This window comes from Pantoea sp. E956-1, from assembly GCF_982223955.1.
This window is the reverse complement of the sequence record NZ_CEUYZP010000011.1, coordinates 119,266-139,059: the sequence shown is the minus strand read 5'-3', so window position 1 is coordinate 139,059 and position 19,794 is coordinate 119,266. Positions and strand designations below refer to the sequence as shown.

The following is a 19,794-nucleotide window of genomic DNA, read 5'->3' as shown; positions in this document are numbered from 1 at the left end:
AATCACCCCTGAATGGAAAGTGTAACTTGAGAGCTATAAAGTATGCCTTCATCCGTTGTCAATGTCAGGCCTATTTACCAGTCACCTTTTGCTTCATGCCTGGTCACTGTGTAAAAAAAAGAAATGCGAGCCAGCGCAGTGCTATCAGGTGTAATGGAAAGACATAATCCGGTCAGATAAAAGCAAAAAAACTATGGACGAAGAAAAGTACATCTGTGACGTCTGCATCGAAGACTCTTACGTCAGCCAGCATATCCGATCGCATGGACAAAGCGGGGAACCGTGCAGTTACTGCGGACAGGCAGAAAGCACGGTTGAGCTAAGTGACGTCGCAGACCGTATGCATGCGGTATTTAATGGTTACTACACATCATATTTTGAAAACGAAAACTTTGCGTTCGGGGCTACCACGGAGGAAGTCATATCAGAGGAACTGGGCGTGAATGAAGCGGCCTGCCGGGATATATTTGATCTTCTCTGTGAGAAATATAATGAATGGGAAGATGAAACGTACAGTATTTTCTATGTTTATGTTAAAGAGCCATTTGAAGTAACGGAATTTGATTACACATGGAAAAAAATCAAGAAGTCGCTAGAGACCGAAAGTCGCTATTTTAACAGTAGCCTGCGCACCTTTCTTGACCGGATATTTTCGGGCGTGGAACAAGCATACATTTCATCCGGCGTGACAATCAGGATCATTGATGAAAATGATGTTATGTACAGGGCGAGAGCGTTTGATGATTACAATAAAATCAAAGCAGAGTTAGAACATCCTGAGCGTAATTTCGGTCCGCCACCTTCAGCCAAGGCTCGAGCCGGAAGGATGAACGCTCCGGGTGTACCGGTGTTCTACGGCGCAGCCAGTCGTGAAACGGCAATTGCCGAGGTCCGACCCGCTGTAGGTAGTGTGGTGGTAGTAGCACCCTTCAGACCAACGCGCCCGATGCGTATTCTTGACCTGTCGGCGCTTGAACACATCGTAATAAAAGAGGGCAGCCTGTTCGATCCGGAAACACTTGGCCAGATTGAAGTCACATCGTTCCTCAGAACCTTATCACGAAAGCTCACGGTCCCCGTAACAGCTGCCCGGACGGACAGCGAATATCTGATAACTCAGGCTGTTTCAGAATACCTCAGCATTTCTGATTCACTAAAGCTGGACGGCATAATGTTTCATTCAACGCAGAGTGCACACCCCGAAAATAAGGATGATGCTAAATATAATATCGTTCTGTTCAGAAATTCGTCTCGCGTGAGAAATGGAGGTGCGAACGGCGTAAAATACAGGGTTGAAATGTACGAAAATGCCGAAGATGACATTTGGTATCCCAGCCCGTCGATTACCTCTCTGGACCAAGCGAAACTTAATTCTTCTCCATCTACTAACCTTCATAAAAAATTTAATAAAGCAGATCTTGTGATGGATACTGCAGGCCTTAAGGTACATTTTGTAACCGGTGTACAGTATGACACTTTTCCTGCTGACATTGCGCTGAAGTTCAGTGCCAACCTGACTGGGGGCGCTCAGACTGACCGGACGTCAGTAGGGACTTAAGGCATTTGAATTAAGGCGGGAAGGGCCACCCCGCCTTTTTACGTTTCTGAAAGTCATCTGGCATGACGCCTGCATTGGCGTACCGGTTGCCTTCCCGCCAGATGGTGCTAAGGCCGCGGAATAATATCGCTTGAGGCATACATCACCCCGGCCTATTGCATCTCCTCCCGGATTAACTTTCGGACAGGATCATAGGGAGATCATTTTTTGAAACGCTGATATTCTGGTCCGGACTTACGGAACGGAGAAGCTTTAGATGTCTGAATATACCCTGCAGGACTGCAACGTAACGGTGCCTGACGTATTCCGCGATCGCACCATGAACCTCTTTACCCTCAGCCATACGAATGCCAATGAATTCACCTTCGTGATTTCACGCGCAACAGCTGCTGCAGAAGACACGCTTCAGTCAGTATCTCAAAGACTGTCATCCGAACTGCAGGCTACCCTGCAGGATCTCTCACTTAATCATGCCCGGCTCACCGAAATAAATGGCAGGCAGGCACTGGAACTGTTTTACAGTTTCAAATCTGGCGAAAGAATCATCTTTCAGAAACAAAGGGTTGTACTGACATCTGAATTCAGTACTGGGAAAAAGTTGCTCTGCTTCATTGGCACCTGCCCGGATGCGTTTGACGATTACCATAGCCGCATCTACGACAACATCACGGACAGCATTACATTTCCGGACGATGCACAAGGTTCACCCGCGCGGGGCAGCCAGATCTCCGCCGACAGTCAGGAAATCTTCTTCAGCTTTGACCGTGACAGCCGCGAACTTACCGTGTTCCCTTCAATTTCTGATCTCTACTCATCTATTGATCTCAGTCGGGCCAGGAACGGCAGTTATCTGTTCTTTGACGCTGCCGGCGAGCCGCTGATGCTGTCTCCGATACCTGACGGCGAGCATGCTGGCCGCTTTGCGCTGTGGAAGATGACCGGTGCCAGAACTCCGGGACTCAAATCAAGCCTGCTTCTGGCCAGAAGTGTCCGGGGTGTTAACGGTCTGGATACAGCTGAAGCTGTTGAGGCTTACCTCAGCCAGAGGATAAATGAAAAATGAGTGGTGCAGCTGAAGCCTTTTCCGCTGCACGAGTGGGGGACGGCATAGAACATTCTGCCTCTAAAGGCTGGCTGGTGCTCGGTCTGATAGGCGGGGCCATTGCCGGCGCGGCGTTAACGCTGGCCACGGGGGGCGTAGGAACCGTAGTACTGGCCGCGACGATCGCTGGTGCTGCAGGTGGCGGCGGGCTGGGAGAAGTTCTGGGCAGCATGTCGTGGGCACCCCACCACGAAACCGGCCATCTGGTCACCGGTTCATCAAACGTGTTCATCAACGGAAGGCCGGCGGTGATGTCGCATATGTCGGTGGGTGACTGTGACGAGCACGGCACGGCCCTTCAGCGTGTAGCAGAAGGGTCTTCACGCGTATTCATCAATGGACTTCCCGCAGCCAGGACGGGGGACCGCCTGACATGCAGTGGTGTAATCAGTGATGGCTCCCCCAACGTCTACATTGGTGGCAGTAAAGAGCAGACTGACATAATCAGTCCGGAAATTCCGGACTGGGTTGACAGAGTGCTGCTGGGTGTAGGCCTCGCTGCCACTGCCGTTCTGGCTGGGCCGGCCATAGCCCTGCTTGGTTTTGCGGGAGGCATGGGTGGAGGCTATGGTGGCGCTTACATAGGCGGGAAATTATGGGGCGAAGGTTCTGACGGTCAGAAGTGGCTTTCGCTGGGCGGTGCGTTTGCTGGAGGCCTTGCCGGCGCAAAAGGAGGCTCAGCCTTCAATGCATGGCGCAACACGCCTAAGAGCCTCATCAACCTCAAAGAAATAGAACCCCAGCTGGCCACCGATCCGGACAGTGCCTTTTTCTGGTCAGGACGAACTGAAGGTGTCGGCGGCCCTGACGTCGCAGAAGGCATTGCCAAGTCCCGGGGCGGTGTCACGCTTGAGTCCACAATCAAAGATAAAAACATTAAAATGCCTGAATGGGATTTCGACAACCCGCAGAGCATCAAGGCCTGGGAGGACGTCTCAGCATCTTATGCAAAACAGGTATCTGGAGAAGTCAGGGCCGTCGTGGGACAGTCACTGCGTGAAGGTAATATTTGGGAAAACGTTGAGTTACCGCGCCTGATGGGCAATGATAACGTCACGAAAATCACCACAATCGATCCGGTATCACAGACGGAAAAAGTCATTTTTGTAAGGGATAACTGATATGAAAATTACAGGCACCAGTTCATATGTGATGCTCGATATAGACGGAAAAAAAATCAGGGCAGAAGGTGAAATGGTCGTGGGTGGTTTCGTGGCTGAAACAAGCACTATGAAACAATTTGAACCCCCCTACGAAAGTGAACCCGTAACTGATGCCGTTCGTCAGCACTATATCGATGAAGCAGTCAAAAAAACTCAGGGGTCTCATATGGTCCTGAAGTTTGTTTAAATATTCCCAGTGAAGGTGACTTGCTAATCACCTTCACGTCTCAATCCCGCCAGGACTTTCAGACAGACGGGAATGGTGGCATTTCCATTTTGCCTGCTGCCTCCCAGTACCACCAACGGCCCTGACCATATTCCACATCATAATGGGCAGATTTTTCCTGTTTACGTTGTAGGTATTCGGGTGTGTTCATTCCGAAAACTTCCATTGGCAGCGCATCCACGCCTTTCACGTCCTTCAGAACGAAGTCCGGGAATACGTCTTCCTCACCGTCGTAGCGCAGAGGCTTGATGAAGGCACGTTCTTCCTTCCATAGTTTGTCTTCGACAGCCGCCTCATAGCCGGAATCGAGCGGAATAAAGCGTGGACTGACCGTCATCAGCGCCACATCGAGCACGGTACTGCAGCTCGACGGCCGGTTACGCCCGTCTACTTTTCTGAACGACGTTTCAGGCGGCTCTGTTTCAGCGATAACCACGACTTTCATTCCCCTTCGCCAGTCCCCGAGTTCGCGGCTAAAGCTCCGCTCCAAGCGGTGACGAACGTCTTCAGGCATAACCAGATCAGGAAAGCCAGAAAACAGCCCCAGCGGCAGCATTGCCTGGAGCCGTGCTTCACCGGCCTCACTCCAGCCAGCCAACATGGAAACCACAATAAGTCGCCTTTTGCTTTTTTCGGCTGCTCTCAGATGCTCTCGGTTGGCGATAACCTGCTGAGTACCTTTCAGGGCCATGAGCAGGAGGGATTCTTCCAGTGGCACGCGACCAATACGAATCCGGGCCGCAGTCTGCTGCAGGTGCCAGCTCACCCAGCCAGGGGTACGTTTCTTTTTATCGAAAGCGGGGTGCCAGACATTAATACCAGACTGCTCCCACAACAGGTGCAGAAGCCCCAGCAGGCTCATCGATGGCCGTCGTTTTCGTTTGACCGGTTCGTCATCTGAGACATTTTGAGCCGGTTTTACATCAGAAGGTGCCTTTTTCTGCAGGCCCGTGGGCAGTCTGACCACAATTGTGCCATCCGCTGCAGCACGGACAGCTTCTCCCTGATAAATCTCTGCCTGACGTTCATCAGAGCACACCGAATAAAACCGGCAGTCAGGTTTATGCTCATTACCTGTAAACGCGTATGAAGATAGCCAGCAGCGTTCGGTATCCCGGGAGTAGTGAACTTTCAGGCGCCTCCTGACAGGATCACTTTCCGCCGGCAGACACCTGCAGGTCACCACTGTAGTTTTTTTATTATCCCGGGAGTGCTTAAGCCAGCGCTGCCAGGTGGATGTTTCATTCAGCTGGAAAGCCTCAGACGCCTCCTGCTGGCCCCGCTGACCAGTGAAGTGAACCGGATAAACTTTTTTCTTTGTCATATACAGTCCGCTCAGCAGATTATATTTCGCCTGTAGATCATGAATAGTTGCACTGTACGGGCGATGACTCTGCCCAAAGGCGGTTAAATTCATTCTGATACTGCTGACTCAGGAATGAATTGCCCCGGATAACCAGGGCATTCTCAGCATTACGTTTTTCAGCCGATGAGGTGTAATTAAACGCTCCGGTCTGCACGCCACTTTTTCCTGTCGTAATAAATTCGTTATGCATAATACTTTACTGTGTATCCTTTCTGACCGGAACACCCGAATCGGCAGTCCGTTAATCAGTAACCAGCTGCCGTGACTTTTTTTCATCAACCACCACTCTTACGAGTACACCCCGTTTTGATAGCTTTCAAGCGCTTCTGCTACTGGAACATTTGTAAATTCGTACAGAGACACTTCGGCAGAACCGGCACCTGGGCGTTTAAAATATATGATGAGTATCAGAGCGGTGCAGTCCTGTGAAAGCCCGCCTGCAGGTCAGAACTGGCATAAGGGAAAAATGACAAAAACAGATTGGTTGATGCGATTCAGACGTTGTCGTTCGATTGATACGCTGGAGGCTGTATATGAGCACCTGAAATACAAAGGTGACTCGAAAGAAGAGTTCGCAATTAACTCAGCATATGATCATCGTAAAGCTGAATTGACAATGGGAAAGTTGTTTGATCGCGTTCCGCCACACGTATGGAAATTCGTTAAATGAGAGACTGCATGGAGTAGCAGCAAGATTTTACCGGTAACTGACGGCGCACACACAAATTGTTTGTGTGTGCGCCGTCAGTTGAACAAGCCGCAGGCGCGTTAGCAAAGAAGATCGTTTATCCACATTTGCACAGGCTCGATCCAATAACTTACCAATTTAGATCCTTATAGCTCCTAAAAGATCCCGCTGTCTCTCAGGCCCTGCCACATAAGGCCTGAAGCACTTTTATGATGTGTGGTGGCGGGATAAACATGTGTTCTGAAGGGAAAATCATGTGTGCTGGTGGGCTGGTAATGTGTGCTGTTGGGATGTAGTGTGTGTGCTGTTGGGATAGAAGCCATTTTTAGTAACAGGAAGATCCTGTGACGCAGAGTTGAGATAACTATATGACAGATAAGTCATTCATTGGCGATGCACTTTATAGTGACATGGTCAGTAAAGAAAAACAGCTCACAGTTAATTCTAACAATACTGTTCAGCCAGTGGCATTGATGCGCCTTGGTGTTTTCGTGCCTAAACCCACAAAATCACAGGGTGAAAACAATATTGTTGATGCTTCGGAATTGTTTTCACAGCTGGAGATTGCCCGGGCTGAAGGTTACGATCATATCAATATTTCAGGTCCGCGACTCGATATGGATAGTGACTTCAAAGTGTGGATAGGAGTTATCTATGCTTTCAGCCGACACGGACTGACATCGAATAAAATTGAACTGAAATTCACTGAGTTTGCTAAAGGGTGTGGCTTTTCTGCTAAACGTATAGACGGCAGGCTACGCCTTTCGATCCATGAGTCTTTGGGGAAATTACGTAATAAATCAATTTCTTTCAAACGTGGACGTGATGCTAAGGGAAGTTATCAGACAGGGCTTTTGAAAACAGGCTACTTTGATGCTGAAAAAGATATCGTCCAGCTTGAAGCGGATGAAAAACTCTGGGAACTGTTTCAGCTGGACTACAGAGTCCTTCTTCAGCAACATGCAATCAAAGCACTACCCAAGAAGGAAGCGGCTCAGGCTATTTACACTTTCATTGAAAGCCTTCCAGCCAATCCTATTCCGGTAAGCTTTTCACGTTTACGTGAACGTCTCTCTCTCAGCAGTTCTGTAAGCGAACAAAACCGCACAATCAAAAAAGCGCTTGAGCAGTTACAAAAGATAGGTTACCTGGAATTCTCACTGGTTCGTAAAGCGCGGGAAAATTTCGTTATTATTCATAAGCGTAACCCCAAACTTAAACCAGCTGACATCTGAATGTGTGCTATCGGGGGCCTTAGACAGCCCTCCACTTCAGAACAGTAATTATGCTATCCCGCCAGCGCACATGCTCAGTAAATGCATTGTTCCGGAAACCTGCCAGGGCACATATTAAGGGCTCTGACTCTTAACAGCAGCCCGTCAGCACACACTCTCGGGTAATTTAAGCACAGCTGATCCCCTCCAGCACACATTAATCTCCCGCTAACGCACATAATTATGAGTCATTCAGGATAACCTATCCTGCCAGCACACACTTTTCTGAAGTTCCTGAAGCTCAGTTTGCCGCCAACACACATGATCGTGACTTTCGGACGGGCTTAACCGGCCATGACACATTTTAGTTTCACCTAAACTCGTATCCCTCCAGCACACATTTCTGTATCCAAAATGAAGAAAAAAGCCTGTCAGCCTGCATTTCTTTGCTTCTGCAAAGTAAATAGGCGTCCACCTTATCAGTCAGTTGCTCCATATAGCCCGTTATATACGGCTTTTTGAGGAACTGCCTGTAAGCAGAACCGCCAGAACATATGTTGAAGTCCTGTGCTTTTTAATACCCGCCAGCACACATTTTCCTTTGGGAAATGACATCCCGCCAGCGCACATTCTCTTTCATGCCAACCGTATCCCGCCAGCACACACGATCTATTGCTTAGTTCTAGATGCTTTAGGTTGCAAGTCTCCTATTTCAGACGTGTATTGTCTAAAAGGTTGAGTAAATGAGACTTTTCATCTTCTCTACCAAAATAACCGTACTCAGTTTTTTAATTAAAATTGTGCCTCTGCCAAATTTACTGAAGCATGCATGAATGACCTTCGAAACTTCTGAAACTGTACAGGCATCAGCTGCAGAGTAACTGAAAGACATTGCGTATTATCGCTGAAGTAGAGGGAATTTCAGCCTGAAATAAATTAATAAAATCAAACAAAAACATATACTTGAACGCTTTATGATGTGGGGTAAAACCCATCTGAATTTCAGTGCATTTCTTATGCTGAGACTGTGATTCACTCACTAACAGGACATCACTTTTGCCGGTAGAGACGTGATACTGTGAGCAATATTTTTTTCTCATGTACAAGAAATTCATGTCTTTCCGAAAAATGTTGCTCTGACATTTTTGACATGTACAATCAACATAAAAATTGACAACGGAACCGTTAAATGAAAAGTCATTATGGTGGCGTGGACGAGACTGCACGCAGAGCCAGCGCAATGTTGCGCAGTATGAGCGACGATATATCCCTCAGAAGAAATGAGTTTGGTCTGGATCAGTACTACCAGACATTCACACGTAACTCTGTGGCGAACCTGCCTAAACTCAGCCGGCGTGCAGTTGAGCAGGCGATCGATGAAATGGAAGCGCAGGGGCATGTCTTCGGCAGAAAAGACGCCGGTAATACCCGACACTATGCGCTGACCATTAAAGACGTAGTTGATATTTACGCTCACCGCAAAGTGCCTAAATACCGTGATTTGCACGCCGGGGAAGGCCCCTTTGTTATCTTTGTTGTGAATCTGAAGGGTGGCGTGTCGAAAACCGTGAGCACGGTGACGCTTGCACATGGATTACGTGTTCATCAGGATCTTCTGCAGCATGATCTTCGTGTCCTTGTGGTTGACCTTGATCCCCAGGCCTCAAGCACCATGTTTCTCAGCCAGCAAAACAGCATTGGCTCTATAATGGAGACGGCTGCACAGGCAATGCTTAACGATCTTGACGCTGAGCAGCTCCGTGAAGACATTATTAAACCCACAATCATTCCTGGTGTGGATGTGATCCCCGCCTCCATAGACGATGGTTTCATTGCCAGTCAGTGGAATGATCTCGTCAGAGAACACCTGCCGGACAAGTTACCCTCAGAAGTTCTGCGCCGCACTATCATTGACCGTGTTGGCGGGGATTATGATTTTATCTTTATCGATACCGGTCCTCACCTTGATGCTTTCATGCTGAATGCTCTCGCGGCAAGCGATTTACTGCTCACACCCACACCGCCGGCACAGGTGGATTTTCACTCCACTCTGAAATATCTTACCCGACTGCCTGAAATGATTGAGCAGCTTGAGGAAGAGGGAATTACGCCGCGTATAAAAGGGAATATAGGCTTTATGTCGAAAATGACCTCAAAGCGTGACCATGAGATGACACATGGTCTGGCCCGCGATGTCTTCACTTCTTACATTCTTGATGCGGCACTGCCACGGCTGGATGGCTTTGAACGTTGTGGAGAGAGCTTTGATACCATCATCAGCGCCGATCCGGGTTCTTATCCGGGCAGTGCTGAGGCGCTGAAAAAGGCAAAACGGGAAGCAGAACGTTTTACTCAGGCTGTATTTAAAAGGATTGAGTTCATCAGGGGTGTGAAATGAAGAAAGAAATGGTGAAACTGGGCCGGCAGCTGGGTAACTCAAGTTTTTCGAAAATGATGAGCGAGTCTGACAGCGAGCGGGTTTTCACCCTGAAGTCTGGTACTCAGGCCCGTTTTGTTCTGACAAAGTTTCTGCATGATGACATTGAAGCACAGACTTTTGTAGACGCAGCCGTTAATGGTCGAGACCAGGCCTTTCTGACGCGCGAATCGGTCAGTGATATTTCCCGTACCATAAGACTGCAGCAGTTCTTTCCCGCTATTGGCCGGGAGGTAGACGGACGTACAGAGATTCTCGATGGTTCACGCCGCCGGGCGGCCTGTCTTTACAACGGGACCGCCTTTGAAGTGCTGGTGACGCGTGATGCGTTGTCTCTCTCTGATGCCAGACAACTGGCCGCTGACATTCAGACTGCCAGAGAACATACGCTGCGTGAACTCGGTAAACGATTAAAGCTGATGTATCCTGCAGATATGAATCAGTCAGATATTGCCGCCGCAGAAGGACTTTCTGCGGCCAAGGTCACCCGGGCGTTTCAGGCGGCTGCAGTTCCTGAAGAGATCATTGCGGTGTTTCCTTCTGTCAGTGAACTCTCCATCAGTGACTATCAGATTCTGCTTGAGGTGACTGAGAGAGCCCGGACGAGAGGCATCAGCACGGAGGAGTTAACTGGCCACGTTCGTGCACGTATCGAAAGTGACGCGCATTACGACAGGGGTGATCCCACTTATAAGGCAAAAATAATCAGTTATTTTCGCGCTGAAAGCGCAGAGCCTAAAAAAGGGTCGGCCGGCAAAAAAGTCGTGACTGAAAAACTGGCTGAATTTGCTGATAAAAAGCAGTTTGCCAGAAAGAAAACGGATTCAGATAAACGGATGGTTACTTATGAATTCTCGCGCCTTTCTGCAGCCTGTCAGGCTGAACTTGATGCCGCTGTCAGAAGCGTCATTGAGCGTATGGTTGTGAATGAAAAAGACGCATGACTTACTGCCGGTTGCGGGAAATCCAGAAGAGGATTCCCGCAAAAAAACTTCTTTAACCTTATGTTTTTTTTGAATAAAGAAAGAAAATTTCAATCTGAAATTCCCCGAATAGCATTTTCTTTAATTGCCAGCAGCTGACAGGGCCGGTTCTGGTCAAAGCAACAGAGCTATCATAGCTGTCCAGCCTTAAGCATGATAAAAGAACAGGGGACCTCGCGTATAAAAACTCATTTTTAAAACAGCAATTCTCTGCGAGCCGCGACAGGAAAGATGGTGTGTCTGGCTCAGCCGTGCTGATTCAACGTTCTCACCATCCTGGATGTCTATTCATTCCCTCCGCATAACCTGCTATGGAACCAGATGTACGTCACACAATTCTAATCCCTGCCTTCAGGCGTGACATCATGTTTTGAACCCCTCACAGACAGCAGGCATATTGATTATTAACGTTTCCCGTATCCTCCGCGGTCCTGTTAATGAGGCAGGAGTATGTCAGGTACTGGATAGCTTTTCCCGGTTGCTGAAATCAATTGCGGTAAGACAATTCACGACCCGACAGGCATATCCTCAGCAAAACAAGGTGCAGCTCACCGTTGGTGTGCAGTTCTATCTGCGAGAGTCCCTGCATCAGAATTGAGTCGCACCGTATGGATGAGAAGCAGATTGAGCTGATTACCTGCCAGAATGAGGCGGCGACGCTTCACGCAGATGATGAAGTCATCAAGCTCTTTTACCAGGAACATCACCGGTATGGCTGGCATTCCCTGAACAGGGGAGCCAGTAAAGAACCCGGACATTTTACCGACGTCTGTGTTGTGCCTGATGCAACACACCGGGCGCTGCTCGCAGTCCGGCGATGAAATGAGTTGCCACCCGCTACCCGCAACAAACTCTGCGTGGCCTGTCAGTTCGCCCGGGGGGCTTCCTGGTTTTTACCGGAAAGCCTTCTCCGTCAATTCAGACAGTAAGCGTTATCAAGGCGAAGATCAGCGGGGCAGCAGCAGCCTGCTGGCCTCATGTGGATCCATGGAGAACCGCACCCCGAGCTGACGGGTGACGTCCAGCGCAAACACCCGCGTATACCACTCGGTAGACTTTGCGTCCTTATGGCCCATCAGGGTCTGAATGACCTTCTGTGGTACCTGGTGCTGCACGAGATGCATCGCAAACGAATCCCGGAATGTCTTGGGCGTCACCGGCCGGATGGAAAACGTCACACCGTCACGCGCCGCCGCCGCCACTGCCTGACTTATCCAGCTGCGCGCCGTGTCCTCACTCTTTATGTCCCTGAGCCGCGCCCCCGCAGGCAGGCCTGCCGTCGCAAACCATTCCCTTAAGCGTTGCACGAATCCCGGATCGGTCAGCGGCACTGCCCGCGGCGGGTTGTCCCGGATTTCCGCCTCTGTTTCCCGCTCGGCCAGTTGCTCTTCCTTCGTCGGGCGCCCGCGCCGGCGGCTGCGGCTGCGCGCTGCCTCTTCGAGCTTCCGTTGCTTGAGAGTGCGAAGGACCACGAACGGTGAGGAGAGCGGCACGCCGGTGAGCGGGTCGTCCAGCACAAAGTCTTCTTTCGTAAGCGGCAGGATCTCATTAAGTCGCCCCCCGGTATTCCACAGCGCATCGATGAACAGACGCTTGCGGAGATCGGGCACACTGGACAGCAGGACGGCCACTTCGGGGGCCAGCAGGTAGCGCGGCATGTCGGTGCCGTAGGCGGCGGCCAGGTTTCGCAGCGCTACCGCGCTTTCGTAGTCAAAATAGCGTGCGGCGCCCGAACTGGTCACATTATGACCACTGACGTCGCTGCGTGAATTCTGCATAAGTTCGCGGGGCAAAGTACTCAAACTTTCAATCTCCGTTGTCTGGCGGGGTGGAACGTATTTTCCCCTGTCTGTCCAGCGAAAACCACGGGAATAAATCGATCCGCAGAGGATCCGGTCTGGATCTGTTTTCCGGCTTTTCTCCTGAATACGGAGAATAACCTGGTCAGCCTCGAATAAACAGCGGGGCGTCAGCCTCTGAACCGGGCTGCGATCGTCGTGTAACCCTATGATGGTAAAGGGAAGAGCGGAAACGGGGCGGGGCAGGGGGCGTACCAGGCACTCTGTCGTGCATACTTGGTGGGGAACAATATACACTGGTAAGGTGCGTGTAGTTGCAAAGCTGGGGCCAGAGGTGAAATGATGGGCGCTTCCAAACCACACAATGGCAGGCGGAAATGTATAACAACCTCAACGCTTTGATGGATACCGCGTTCTGGGTGGACCGTCATCATAAAAATAGCTATGCGGACCTCGGCTACGACCGGATCTTTGTGCATTAGTCATCGGCTGCTCAGCATGACATTTTCCGCTATACCAAGATTGGATTTGATGAATTAAGGATCTGTGAGATGAGTAAAAATACGGACTGGAAAATGCTGGAAGAGCAAGTGCAGCAAGTTTATAGTCAGCTTTTAAATATGAAAGATGAAGGAGTAATGGTTTCCCGAAATGTATGCGTTACTGGCAGATCTGGCGCTAATCATCAAATTGACGTTTACTATGAATTCATCAAAGCTGGTGTCAGGCATAAAGTGATGATCGAATGTAAACACAAAGGAAGAGCTGTGGAGAAAGAGGACGTTGCTTCATTTTCTTTTAAAATTAGTGATATTGGTGGCGTCTCTGGGGTTATGATATCTAAAAGTGGGTATCAAAAAGGTGCCAGACAGGTTGGTGAATCTTATGGTATTACGCTTCTTACTGAAACTGATTTACCAGCACTAAATGAAATTATTGCCCAGCGCCTGATGACGGTTGCTTTACCCGACGAGTCTTATGTTGGTGAACCTTTCTGGACTATAATGAAAATTCGAGAAGGGAAAAATACCGGGTCTTATTACTGCGGTTTTATAGATAAATTAAAAAAACACTATATACCCTTATTTTACAGTAAGTATCACGCAGAGTTGGCTATGTCAAAAGCGGATTTAGACTCTAAGCAATGGGGTGTTAGAGGACTTCCGCGTTATGCCCTTCGTAGTTTTATTATCCAGCTAGAATTATTCGAAAAACGCGATACAGTAGCGATGATTATGTTGTTACCTCCGGGAGCGAGAAATGACGCAGAATTTGTATCCATGGTGACGTCCCGGGCGCACCTTATGACAGAATATTATGGTGCAGACATACCCGCAGTTGACCCGGACTTGATTAAATAAATTTAGTTTTAAGAGTGATTGTTCTAAAACTGCGAGCCTATCTGTTTAATGAAAATCCAGCGAATTAATGCGCCTAATGTAGTTTATGGTAAATTGTAGCAGAAATAGCCACATCGGTTCCCAGCCGTATTGACGGTGTTTTATGATCCCATTACTCATCGGGCATTGCAAAGTGCGACGAAGAATGATTATGCTTCGATTATTAGAGATCGTACGATGAAGCAGTAAATCCGAAAAAATTAAAAATAATCCGAACGGCTACCTGCAGGCATTGCAGATCTGTTCACCATCAATACAGACGGTTTTTTGCCTGTGGTAACATACAGCGGTTATTTTTCAGAGCCGGGACTGATGAAGAAGAAGAAAAACCGCACACCAACTCCTCACGATGCCACGTTCCGGCAGTTTCTGACCCATCCGGATGTCGCCCGTGATTTTATGGAACTCCACTTGCCCGCAGAGCTGCGTGCTATCTGTGACCTCAGTACGCTAAAGCTGGAATCCGGCTCGTTCGTCGAGGATGACCTGAGGCAGTACTTTAGCGATGTGCTCTACAGTCTGAAAACCACAGCCGGTGAGGGTTATGTCCACGTGCTCATCGAGCACCAGTCTTCACCCGATAAACACATGGCTTTTCGCCTGATGCGTTATGCGGTGGCTGCCATGCAGCGCCACCTTGAGGCGGGCCATAAGAAGTTGCCACTGGTGATACCCGTGCTGTTCTATACGGGTAAACGCAGCCCGTATCCTTACTCAACCCGGTGGCTGAATGAGTTTGATGATGCGGCGCTGGCAGGCAAACTCTACAGCAGCGCTTTCCCGCTGGTTGACGTTACCGTCATTCCTGATGATGAAATCGCCGGCCATCGCAGCATGGCCGCCCTGACCCTGCTGCAGAAACATATTCATCAGCGGGACCTGGCAGAACTGACTGACCGGCTGGCGCCCATTCTGCTGGCCGGCTATCTGTCTTCATCACAGGTGATATCGCTGGTACACTATATTGTACAGGCAGGCGAAACAGCCGACGCCGAAGGTTTTGTACGCGAACTGGCACAGCGTGTGCCGCAACACGGAGACGCACTTATGACCATCGCACAACAGCTCGAACAGAATGGCATCCAGAAGGGTATCCAGTTAGGCAGGCAGGAAGGCCGGAATGAAGGCAAGCTGGAAGTTGCCCGAACCATGCTGCAGAACGGTCTTGACCGTAGTACCGTCATGAAAATGACCGGACTGACTGAAGACGACCTGGCGCAGATCCGCCACTGACCTATTTAGCGGCCTCTCCGGCCGCACTGCTGATCCGCCAGGTACAGCCGCACAGGGGCTCACTGCCCCATCGTTACTTCATATTTTTCTGCCGTCAGCACATAAAACTCGGAAGGCCCATCAATAGCCATCTGCCATCCACAGCGATTAAGAAGAGTTTCCAGCCCCCGCACGGATCCGGTTAGTCGCGCTATCACCGGTGCGATCTGCTGGCCACCATCGTCAAATGCAGCATCCAGGCTGCTTCGGGACAGATAAATTCCGTTTACGGCAGCATTCAGGACCGAGGCATGCCTTCCCGACCATTCCCTGTCGCTGAACAGCCGGTAAGCCCAGCACATATCTTTCGCCATCTCCATGGCATATGTCAGACGGAAAAGGTCATTCTGCTTAGATAGCTCGCCAGTACAGGAGCGCCAGAGATAGTCGAGCTTGCCGGCAAGCTTTGCGGCAACGCCATACTGGCGCCCCTGCGTTAGCAGCCATTCAATGTCGGGAGCCACCTCACGGGAAAAGCGACGCTGCTTCAGGGCGGTTGCCAGCCAGCGTGTCAGAAAGAGATTTTCCTGAGCAGCAGAGCAAACGGTACCTTCCTGACGTGCTAGTGCAAGGGCTGCCAGAGCGCACCAGGCCAGATGACCGGATTTTTGTGTCAGCGTCACTACAATCTGTCCTCCTGATAAATCATATTCGCTATTCTAACCGTGCTTATCTACGCAATAAATCATGTACGGTAAATTTACTTAATGACCGGTAAAACAATAAAGATTGTGCTCTATGGCGCGTAGCGGCATGAAGGCGCCAGATGATGTCAGAGCAGGGTACAGTGGTCAGACGGCGCCGTACGCCCGGCGAAGCCGGTTACGGCCTGATATATGGCGCTACCCAACCCCTTCCTGCTAAGCCAGACGGCCTTAAAGCGACGATAACGTTCATCTAATCCCGAAGCCCCGGTGAGCGGGCTGGACGGCGCAGAGCGACGTACAGGGCGTGATTTCCGGGGTCTTAGGTTTACTGTTCACTATGAACAGTAAAACTTAGAGGATTAGTTACACCATCCATTACAGCCACTCCTGTTCCGGCCCTTCGGGCCGGGGCGGGGGCGGCCTGTCAATGGGCACTCGGAGTTTCAGAACGGTTCGGGTTCTGGCTGAGAGGGGCTTGGAGTTTCAGGTCTGCTCGGATGCAGTTTTATGAGGTCTTATTGGGTGTTGTAACTATTAATCTCCGCCATGCCCGCCGCAGGCGGGAGCTACTTCAGATTCTGAGCGGCGCGGACGCCTGCGGCCGCTACAAGCGAAGGCCTCATTATTTATCCTCTGAACGGTCGGACTGAAAACCTTATTTTCCTTTTGATTATTTCTTTACTGACCGTAGGTCAGGAATGTCTTGCGGGTAACCTCAGACTCACTTGCAGGTAAGGTCAATTTTCCAATTGCGGGTAAATGTGAGTAAAAAAAGACAGCCCCCGAAAAGCTGTATTTATGTCAGTTGCGGGGTCGGAATGGCGCGGCTGCGGGGAGAAAAACAGAGCGTCAGTTACGCGGCACAAACGACTTTACCGCCAGTCAAGGCGGTTAAAATCGTGCGGGAAACGTCAGTGAACGACGTCGGGAGGTGCAGGCTCGTAGCCGAGGCCCAGCTCCAGCTGGTTAAGATGCTGCCACACCAGGCGATCAAAACTGTCTGCGTCGAGATTGATCAGTTCGTGGTTCGGCCGTGTGCGAATGAGCCAGCTGGCCATCGTGCTGCGCCGTTCATCGAGGGGGAGCTTGCCCAGCTTATTGCGCCTTTTCCCCCGCACTGCCTTCTCGCGCCGACTCAGCAGCGTCGCTATACGGGCTTTTTCATACCAGCGCCGACGGGCGGCCCTAACGGAGTCACGCGTACCGGGTTCGAGAATACCTTCCTCTTCAGCCTCGATGCGCTGATTTCGCTGCAGAAGCAGCTTATCCATGTTAACGCCGCACAGCTGCCAGAAGCGTTCCGTGAGAATGATATGCCGGGGCATCCAGTACTGTTCAATCGGGTCCCATTCCAGATCAGGCATTTCGATAAGACCAAATCGGGCCAGCTCCGGGAACAGACGAGACAGCCGGCAGGGTTCTACCCGGGTTTCGGGGATGACATGGCCTTCACTGTTTTTAAGGCTGAGTTCACTGGCCAGCCGGTTAACATTGGCGGTCACAACCCAGGTGGCCATGTCGGCACGCTGAACAAGCAGAGGGAATAATGCATCAATAAGCGCACGCCGTTCCGGACGGAAATGCCGATCGCGACCTGCAGCTTTACGGTACTGCGTGAAGTAAGGATGAAGTGATGGCCGGAAACGCAGCTTCCATTTACCGCTGCTCTTCTCTTTGACGACCAGACGACGCATGGCGTGGCCAAACTCACCCGGAAGCGGGCGATAGTCATCAGGCGCGAACCACCGGGGTTCAGGGCATTTGCAGGTGACATCATGATCGCCGCGGCGACGTCTGTCATTTTCTGAAGTCGGGCTGTTTATCCCGATTAAAATGCGGTCATTCACCCTGTCCCAAACTTATGGCGGGCAGGGGTTGTCTTATGGATAGCATGCGTTATAATCCTTTACAGGCGCTGCGCCTGCTTTTGGACCCCCTGATTCTGATTCTTCCGCCAAGTTGATCTCAGATTTGGGGGGTTTTTGCATTCAGAGTACGGTAAACCGTAGACTCTATACCCTGGACGTTTTAACGGATACGTCCTATCCGGTTAATTTATGCCCGCGCCGCGCATGACCGGCCACAGGTACACTGCAAATCCTCATCGTCAACCACCACAGTATTCGATAAGGATCTAAAAAGGATCGCCGCCCGGCGAATTCTGAAAAGAATACCCATCTCACCCGTTTAAATCCAGCACAGTTTGCGCATAGCTCGAATCGTATGGATAAAAAAAGTTCACCGACAAACTTTACCGTGAGGGTCTTCACATCTGCGGGCGTACTTAATTCAACTCAGCGTCTGGCAGGATACTGAGAAGGAAATAAAGCTCACAGGAAGGGGTAATGCTTTCCGTTCGGCTTGACGTTCGCAGTGCAGGCGACGGGCAGGACGGTCAGGCTGAGGCGTACCGCAGCACAGCGAGGAACGAACAGCCTCACCGGCGTGGGCGTCATGAGGTAAAGGTTCTGGCGTAATAGCCGATATCCCTAACAATGCCCATTGGTTGGCGCTAACGGGCAGACTGATAAGCTCTCTCTTCCCGGCACCCGTGCCGGGATTTTCTATGGCGTCATGCGGTAAAGGTTTTTACTGGACGGCCGATACTTACTCATACAGTCGGCGGGATTGGCAGTGCGTCCGACAGTATTACTCCGTTGTGTAATAGTTGGCCGGCCCGGTGCCCCCCGCCCGTGAGCCGGTTTTTTTAGCCCTTTTCTGCACGGGCAATGGCCTGCTTTCACTGACCACGCCCTGAATGACCGTGGTGTTATCTGGCATGGCCTTCTGAGTCGGCATCACAACGATGTCCGGCGGAGACCAGGGGGTGTCAAAGGCTAAGTCCAGAAAGCCCGACTCACCGTCCTCTGCCTCCGGTGCTTAACCCTCCGGCCACTTCACGCCGTACTGCGCGATATAAAACTCATAGCCACCCGGAATCACGTCCAGCAGGCCACCGTTGAAGCCGTTGATTTCCACATCGAGACGGGTAGGCAGCAGCAGGCGCATGTCAAAATCAGCCGCACCGTCTGCAACAGCACTGCTGTCAACTGTGCGGCCCCAGAATTCACTTAAGCTGCCCCCGCTCACGCCTGACCATTCGGAATGCTTACGGTTCAACAGGCCGTCCATCACTGCCTTTGCCTGCGCATCCCGCGTCCGGCTTCGGATACCGGAGGCCATACATAGGTCGTGCAGCCGGTTACAGGTTTCGTCTGTCAGTTCTGCCTCGTCACGCAGCTGCACGAGCCACTGCGTAAAGGCACGGTTTTCCGGGGTGTCTTCACCCCGTTACCGGCCTGCCAGTTAGCGCAGTCAGGCTGACGATCCGGCATGCCGGGGAGCATAATGCGCCCAAGTCAGTCCGCTCAGTGCCAAAAGCGGACGTTATTATTTTGGACTTATCAATGCAGCTAGTAGCGTTCGACTGTGTTAAAAAGTTGTTTCAAGACAGCTGTGTCTGAAACCTGATGGAGCAGAAATGAGAACGCAAAAAAGATGTATGGGTTATGTGGCCATCGTGGTCGACGACTATGACCGCGCGATTGAGTACTACACCGACAAGCTGGGCTTTACGCTAGTAGAAGACACGCCGCAGCCGGGTAAGCGCTGGGTCGTTGTGACGCCGAATCCGGAAAGCGACTGTAATCTTCTCCTGGCCCGTGCTTCAAACGAGCGACAGGAAGGCTTTATCGGCAACCAATGCGGCGGACAGGTATTCCTGTTCCTGCAGACTGACGACTTCTGGCGCGACTTTAACGCTATGAAGGCGAAAGGCGTCCACTTCTGCCAGGAGCCGCGAGAGGAGGAGTACGGGATGGCCGTTGTGTTTGAAGACATCTACGGCAACCGCTGGGATCTTTACCAGAACAAGCAAAGTTAACTCTTCGAGGGTCCAGTTACTAATGCGTAATCGGCTTCAATCCCATGTCCGCATTT

At 50.7% G+C, this 19,794-nt stretch carries 17 protein-coding genes and 1 pseudogene; 12 read left to right on the top strand and 6 right to left on the bottom strand.

Features of this window, described 5'->3' with window-relative positions; genetic code table 11:
- The first annotated feature begins 193 nt into the window (after window positions 1-193).
- The 4 genes from AC0T7J_RS21250 to AC0T7J_RS21235 all read left to right on the top strand — a co-directional run bounded on the left by AC0T7J_RS21250 (window position 194) and on the right by AC0T7J_RS21235 (window position 4,010).
- Window positions 194-1,558: an RES family NAD+ phosphorylase gene (locus AC0T7J_RS21250; protein ID WP_172607956.1), complete on the top strand. Its 1,365-nt coding sequence runs from the start codon at window positions 194-196 to the stop codon at window positions 1,556-1,558.
- Between the two features lie 256 nt (window positions 1,559-1,814).
- Complete coding sequence (locus tag AC0T7J_RS21245; protein WP_422431959.1) at window positions 1,815-2,621, top strand: DcrB-related protein; 807 nt, start codon at window positions 1,815-1,817, stop codon at window positions 2,619-2,621.
- Complete coding sequence (locus AC0T7J_RS21240) at window positions 2,618-3,781, top strand: PAAR domain-containing protein (protein ID WP_172607958.1); 1,164 nt, start codon at window positions 2,618-2,620, stop codon at window positions 3,779-3,781. The genes AC0T7J_RS21245 and AC0T7J_RS21240 overlap by 4 nt, the downstream gene beginning before the upstream one ends.
- 1 nt (window position 3,782) lies before the next feature.
- Window positions 3,783-4,010, top strand: a complete 228-nt coding sequence (locus AC0T7J_RS21235; protein WP_008924478.1) for an Imm74 family immunity protein — start codon at window positions 3,783-3,785, stop codon at window positions 4,008-4,010.
- Window positions 4,011-4,068: 58 nt separating this feature from the next.
- On the opposite strand, the gene AC0T7J_RS21230 is transcribed toward AC0T7J_RS21235, so the two are convergent.
- Window positions 4,069-5,466 carry a DUF1173 family protein gene (locus tag AC0T7J_RS21230; protein ID WP_473796737.1) on the bottom strand — a complete coding sequence of 466 codons (1,398 nt, stop codon included), beginning with the start codon at window positions 5,464-5,466 and terminating at the stop codon, window positions 4,069-4,071.
- Window positions 5,411-5,605 (bottom strand): phospholipase D-like domain-containing protein, encoded by a 195-nt coding sequence (locus AC0T7J_RS21225; RefSeq protein WP_235765230.1) that lies wholly within the window; start codon window positions 5,603-5,605, stop codon window positions 5,411-5,413. Before AC0T7J_RS21225 ends, AC0T7J_RS21230 begins: the two co-directional genes overlap by 56 nt.
- Window positions 5,606-5,881: 276 nt before the next feature.
- Here AC0T7J_RS21225 and hha point away from each other — a divergent pair, with 276 nt between their 5' ends.
- The 5 genes from hha to AC0T7J_RS21200 all read left to right on the top strand — a co-directional run bounded on the left by hha (window position 5,882) and on the right by AC0T7J_RS21200 (window position 11,558).
- Entirely contained in the window at window positions 5,882-6,085 is a 204-nt protein-coding gene (hha, locus tag AC0T7J_RS21220; protein WP_172607959.1) for a hemolysin expression modulator Hha, read from the top strand.
- A gap of 386 nt (window positions 6,086-6,471) precedes the next feature.
- Window positions 6,472-7,338 carry a RepB family plasmid replication initiator protein gene (locus AC0T7J_RS21215; protein WP_010260494.1) on the top strand — a complete coding sequence of 289 codons (867 nt, stop codon included), beginning with the start codon at window positions 6,472-6,474 and terminating at the stop codon, window positions 7,336-7,338.
- A 1,168-nt stretch (window positions 7,339-8,506) separates the two neighbouring features.
- Entirely contained in the window at window positions 8,507-9,715 is a 1,209-nt protein-coding gene (locus AC0T7J_RS21210; protein ID WP_069026998.1) for an AAA family ATPase, read from the top strand.
- Window positions 9,712-10,698, top strand: a complete 987-nt coding sequence (locus tag AC0T7J_RS21205) for a ParB family protein (RefSeq protein ID WP_235765229.1) — start codon at window positions 9,712-9,714, stop codon at window positions 10,696-10,698. The genes AC0T7J_RS21210 and AC0T7J_RS21205 overlap by 4 nt, the downstream gene beginning before the upstream one ends.
- A 647-nt stretch (window positions 10,699-11,345) precedes the next feature.
- On the top strand, window positions 11,346-11,558 hold the full coding sequence (locus tag AC0T7J_RS21200; RefSeq protein ID WP_235765228.1) for a hypothetical protein: 213 nt from the start codon (window positions 11,346-11,348) through the stop codon (window positions 11,556-11,558).
- A 126-nt stretch (window positions 11,559-11,684) separates the two neighbouring features.
- Here the strand turns inward: AC0T7J_RS21200 and AC0T7J_RS21195 are convergent, their stop codons facing one another.
- Complete coding sequence (locus AC0T7J_RS21195) at window positions 11,685-12,539, bottom strand: tyrosine-type recombinase/integrase (RefSeq protein ID WP_473796731.1); 855 nt, start codon at window positions 12,537-12,539, stop codon at window positions 11,685-11,687.
- A 548-nt stretch (window positions 12,540-13,087) separates the two neighbouring features.
- On the opposite strand from AC0T7J_RS21195, the gene AC0T7J_RS21190 reads away from it, so the two are divergent.
- Together AC0T7J_RS21190 and AC0T7J_RS21185 are read left to right on the top strand one after the other, a co-directional pair.
- The gene (locus AC0T7J_RS21190) at window positions 13,088-13,897 is read left to right on the top strand and encodes a restriction endonuclease (RefSeq protein WP_172607963.1); all 810 of its coding nucleotides are present in this window, start codon (window positions 13,088-13,090) and stop codon (window positions 13,895-13,897) included.
- 351 nt (window positions 13,898-14,248) lie between these two features.
- A complete protein-coding gene (locus AC0T7J_RS21185) occupies window positions 14,249-15,169 on the top strand; it encodes an Rpn family recombination-promoting nuclease/putative transposase (RefSeq protein ID WP_354439373.1) in 921 nt (306 codons plus the stop codon).
- Between the two features lie 59 nt (window positions 15,170-15,228).
- Here the strand turns inward: AC0T7J_RS21185 and AC0T7J_RS21180 are convergent, their stop codons facing one another.
- The 3 genes and pseudogenes from AC0T7J_RS21180 to AC0T7J_RS21170 all read right to left on the bottom strand — a co-directional run.
- On the bottom strand, window positions 15,229-15,831 hold the full coding sequence (locus tag AC0T7J_RS21180) for a DUF2913 family protein (RefSeq protein ID WP_473796727.1): 603 nt from the start codon (window positions 15,829-15,831) through the stop codon (window positions 15,229-15,231).
- 935 nt (window positions 15,832-16,766) lie between these two features.
- Complete coding sequence (repA, locus tag AC0T7J_RS21175; RefSeq protein ID WP_473796724.1) at window positions 16,767-17,702, bottom strand: plasmid replication initiator RepA; 936 nt, start codon at window positions 17,700-17,702, stop codon at window positions 16,767-16,769.
- 1,033 nt (window positions 17,703-18,735) lie between these two features.
- Window positions 18,736-19,131, bottom strand: a pseudogene (locus tag AC0T7J_RS21170) (DUF1281 domain-containing protein); the annotation flags it as partial.
- A gap of 205 nt (window positions 19,132-19,336) precedes the next feature.
- On the opposite strand from AC0T7J_RS21170, the gene AC0T7J_RS21165 reads away from it, so the two are divergent.
- Window positions 19,337-19,738 (top strand): VOC family protein, encoded by a 402-nt coding sequence (locus AC0T7J_RS21165; RefSeq protein ID WP_473796721.1) that lies wholly within the window; start codon window positions 19,337-19,339, stop codon window positions 19,736-19,738.
- The last annotated feature ends 56 nt before the right edge of the window (window positions 19,739-19,794 follow it).

Excerpts from the sequence above, each read along its gene's own strand:
- AC0T7J_RS21225 (WP_235765230.1), bottom strand. The coding sequence starts at position 5,605 with ATGCATAACGAATTTATTACGACAGGAAAAAGTGGCGTGCAGACCGGA.
- AC0T7J_RS21245 (WP_422431959.1), top strand. The coding sequence starts at position 1,815 with ATGTCTGAATATACCCTGCAGGACTGCAACGTAACGGTGCCTGACGTA.
- AC0T7J_RS21250 (WP_172607956.1), top strand. The coding sequence starts at position 194 with ATGGACGAAGAAAAGTACATCTGTGACGTCTGCATCGAAGACTCTTAC.
- AC0T7J_RS21205 (WP_235765229.1), top strand. The coding sequence starts at position 9,712 with ATGAAGAAAGAAATGGTGAAACTGGGCCGGCAGCTGGGTAACTCAAGT.
- AC0T7J_RS21165 (WP_473796721.1), top strand. The coding sequence starts at position 19,337 with ATGAGAACGCAAAAAAGATGTATGGGTTATGTGGCCATCGTGGTCGAC.
- AC0T7J_RS21215 (WP_010260494.1), top strand. The coding sequence starts at position 6,472 with ATGACAGATAAGTCATTCATTGGCGATGCACTTTATAGTGACATGGTC.
- hha (WP_172607959.1), top strand. The coding sequence starts at position 5,882 with ATGACAAAAACAGATTGGTTGATGCGATTCAGACGTTGTCGTTCGATT.
- AC0T7J_RS21185 (WP_354439373.1), top strand. The coding sequence starts at position 14,249 with ATGAAGAAGAAGAAAAACCGCACACCAACTCCTCACGATGCCACGTTC.
- AC0T7J_RS21210 (WP_069026998.1), top strand. The coding sequence starts at position 8,507 with ATGAAAAGTCATTATGGTGGCGTGGACGAGACTGCACGCAGAGCCAGC.
- AC0T7J_RS21240 (WP_172607958.1), top strand. The coding sequence starts at position 2,618 with ATGAGTGGTGCAGCTGAAGCCTTTTCCGCTGCACGAGTGGGGGACGGC.
- AC0T7J_RS21235 (WP_008924478.1), top strand. The coding sequence starts at position 3,783 with ATGAAAATTACAGGCACCAGTTCATATGTGATGCTCGATATAGACGGA.
- AC0T7J_RS21200 (WP_235765228.1), top strand. The coding sequence starts at position 11,346 with ATGGATGAGAAGCAGATTGAGCTGATTACCTGCCAGAATGAGGCGGCG.
- AC0T7J_RS21190 (WP_172607963.1), top strand. The coding sequence starts at position 13,088 with ATGAGTAAAAATACGGACTGGAAAATGCTGGAAGAGCAAGTGCAGCAA.
- AC0T7J_RS21230 (WP_473796737.1), bottom strand. The coding sequence starts at position 5,466 with ATGAATTTAACCGCCTTTGGGCAGAGTCATCGCCCGTACAGTGCAACT.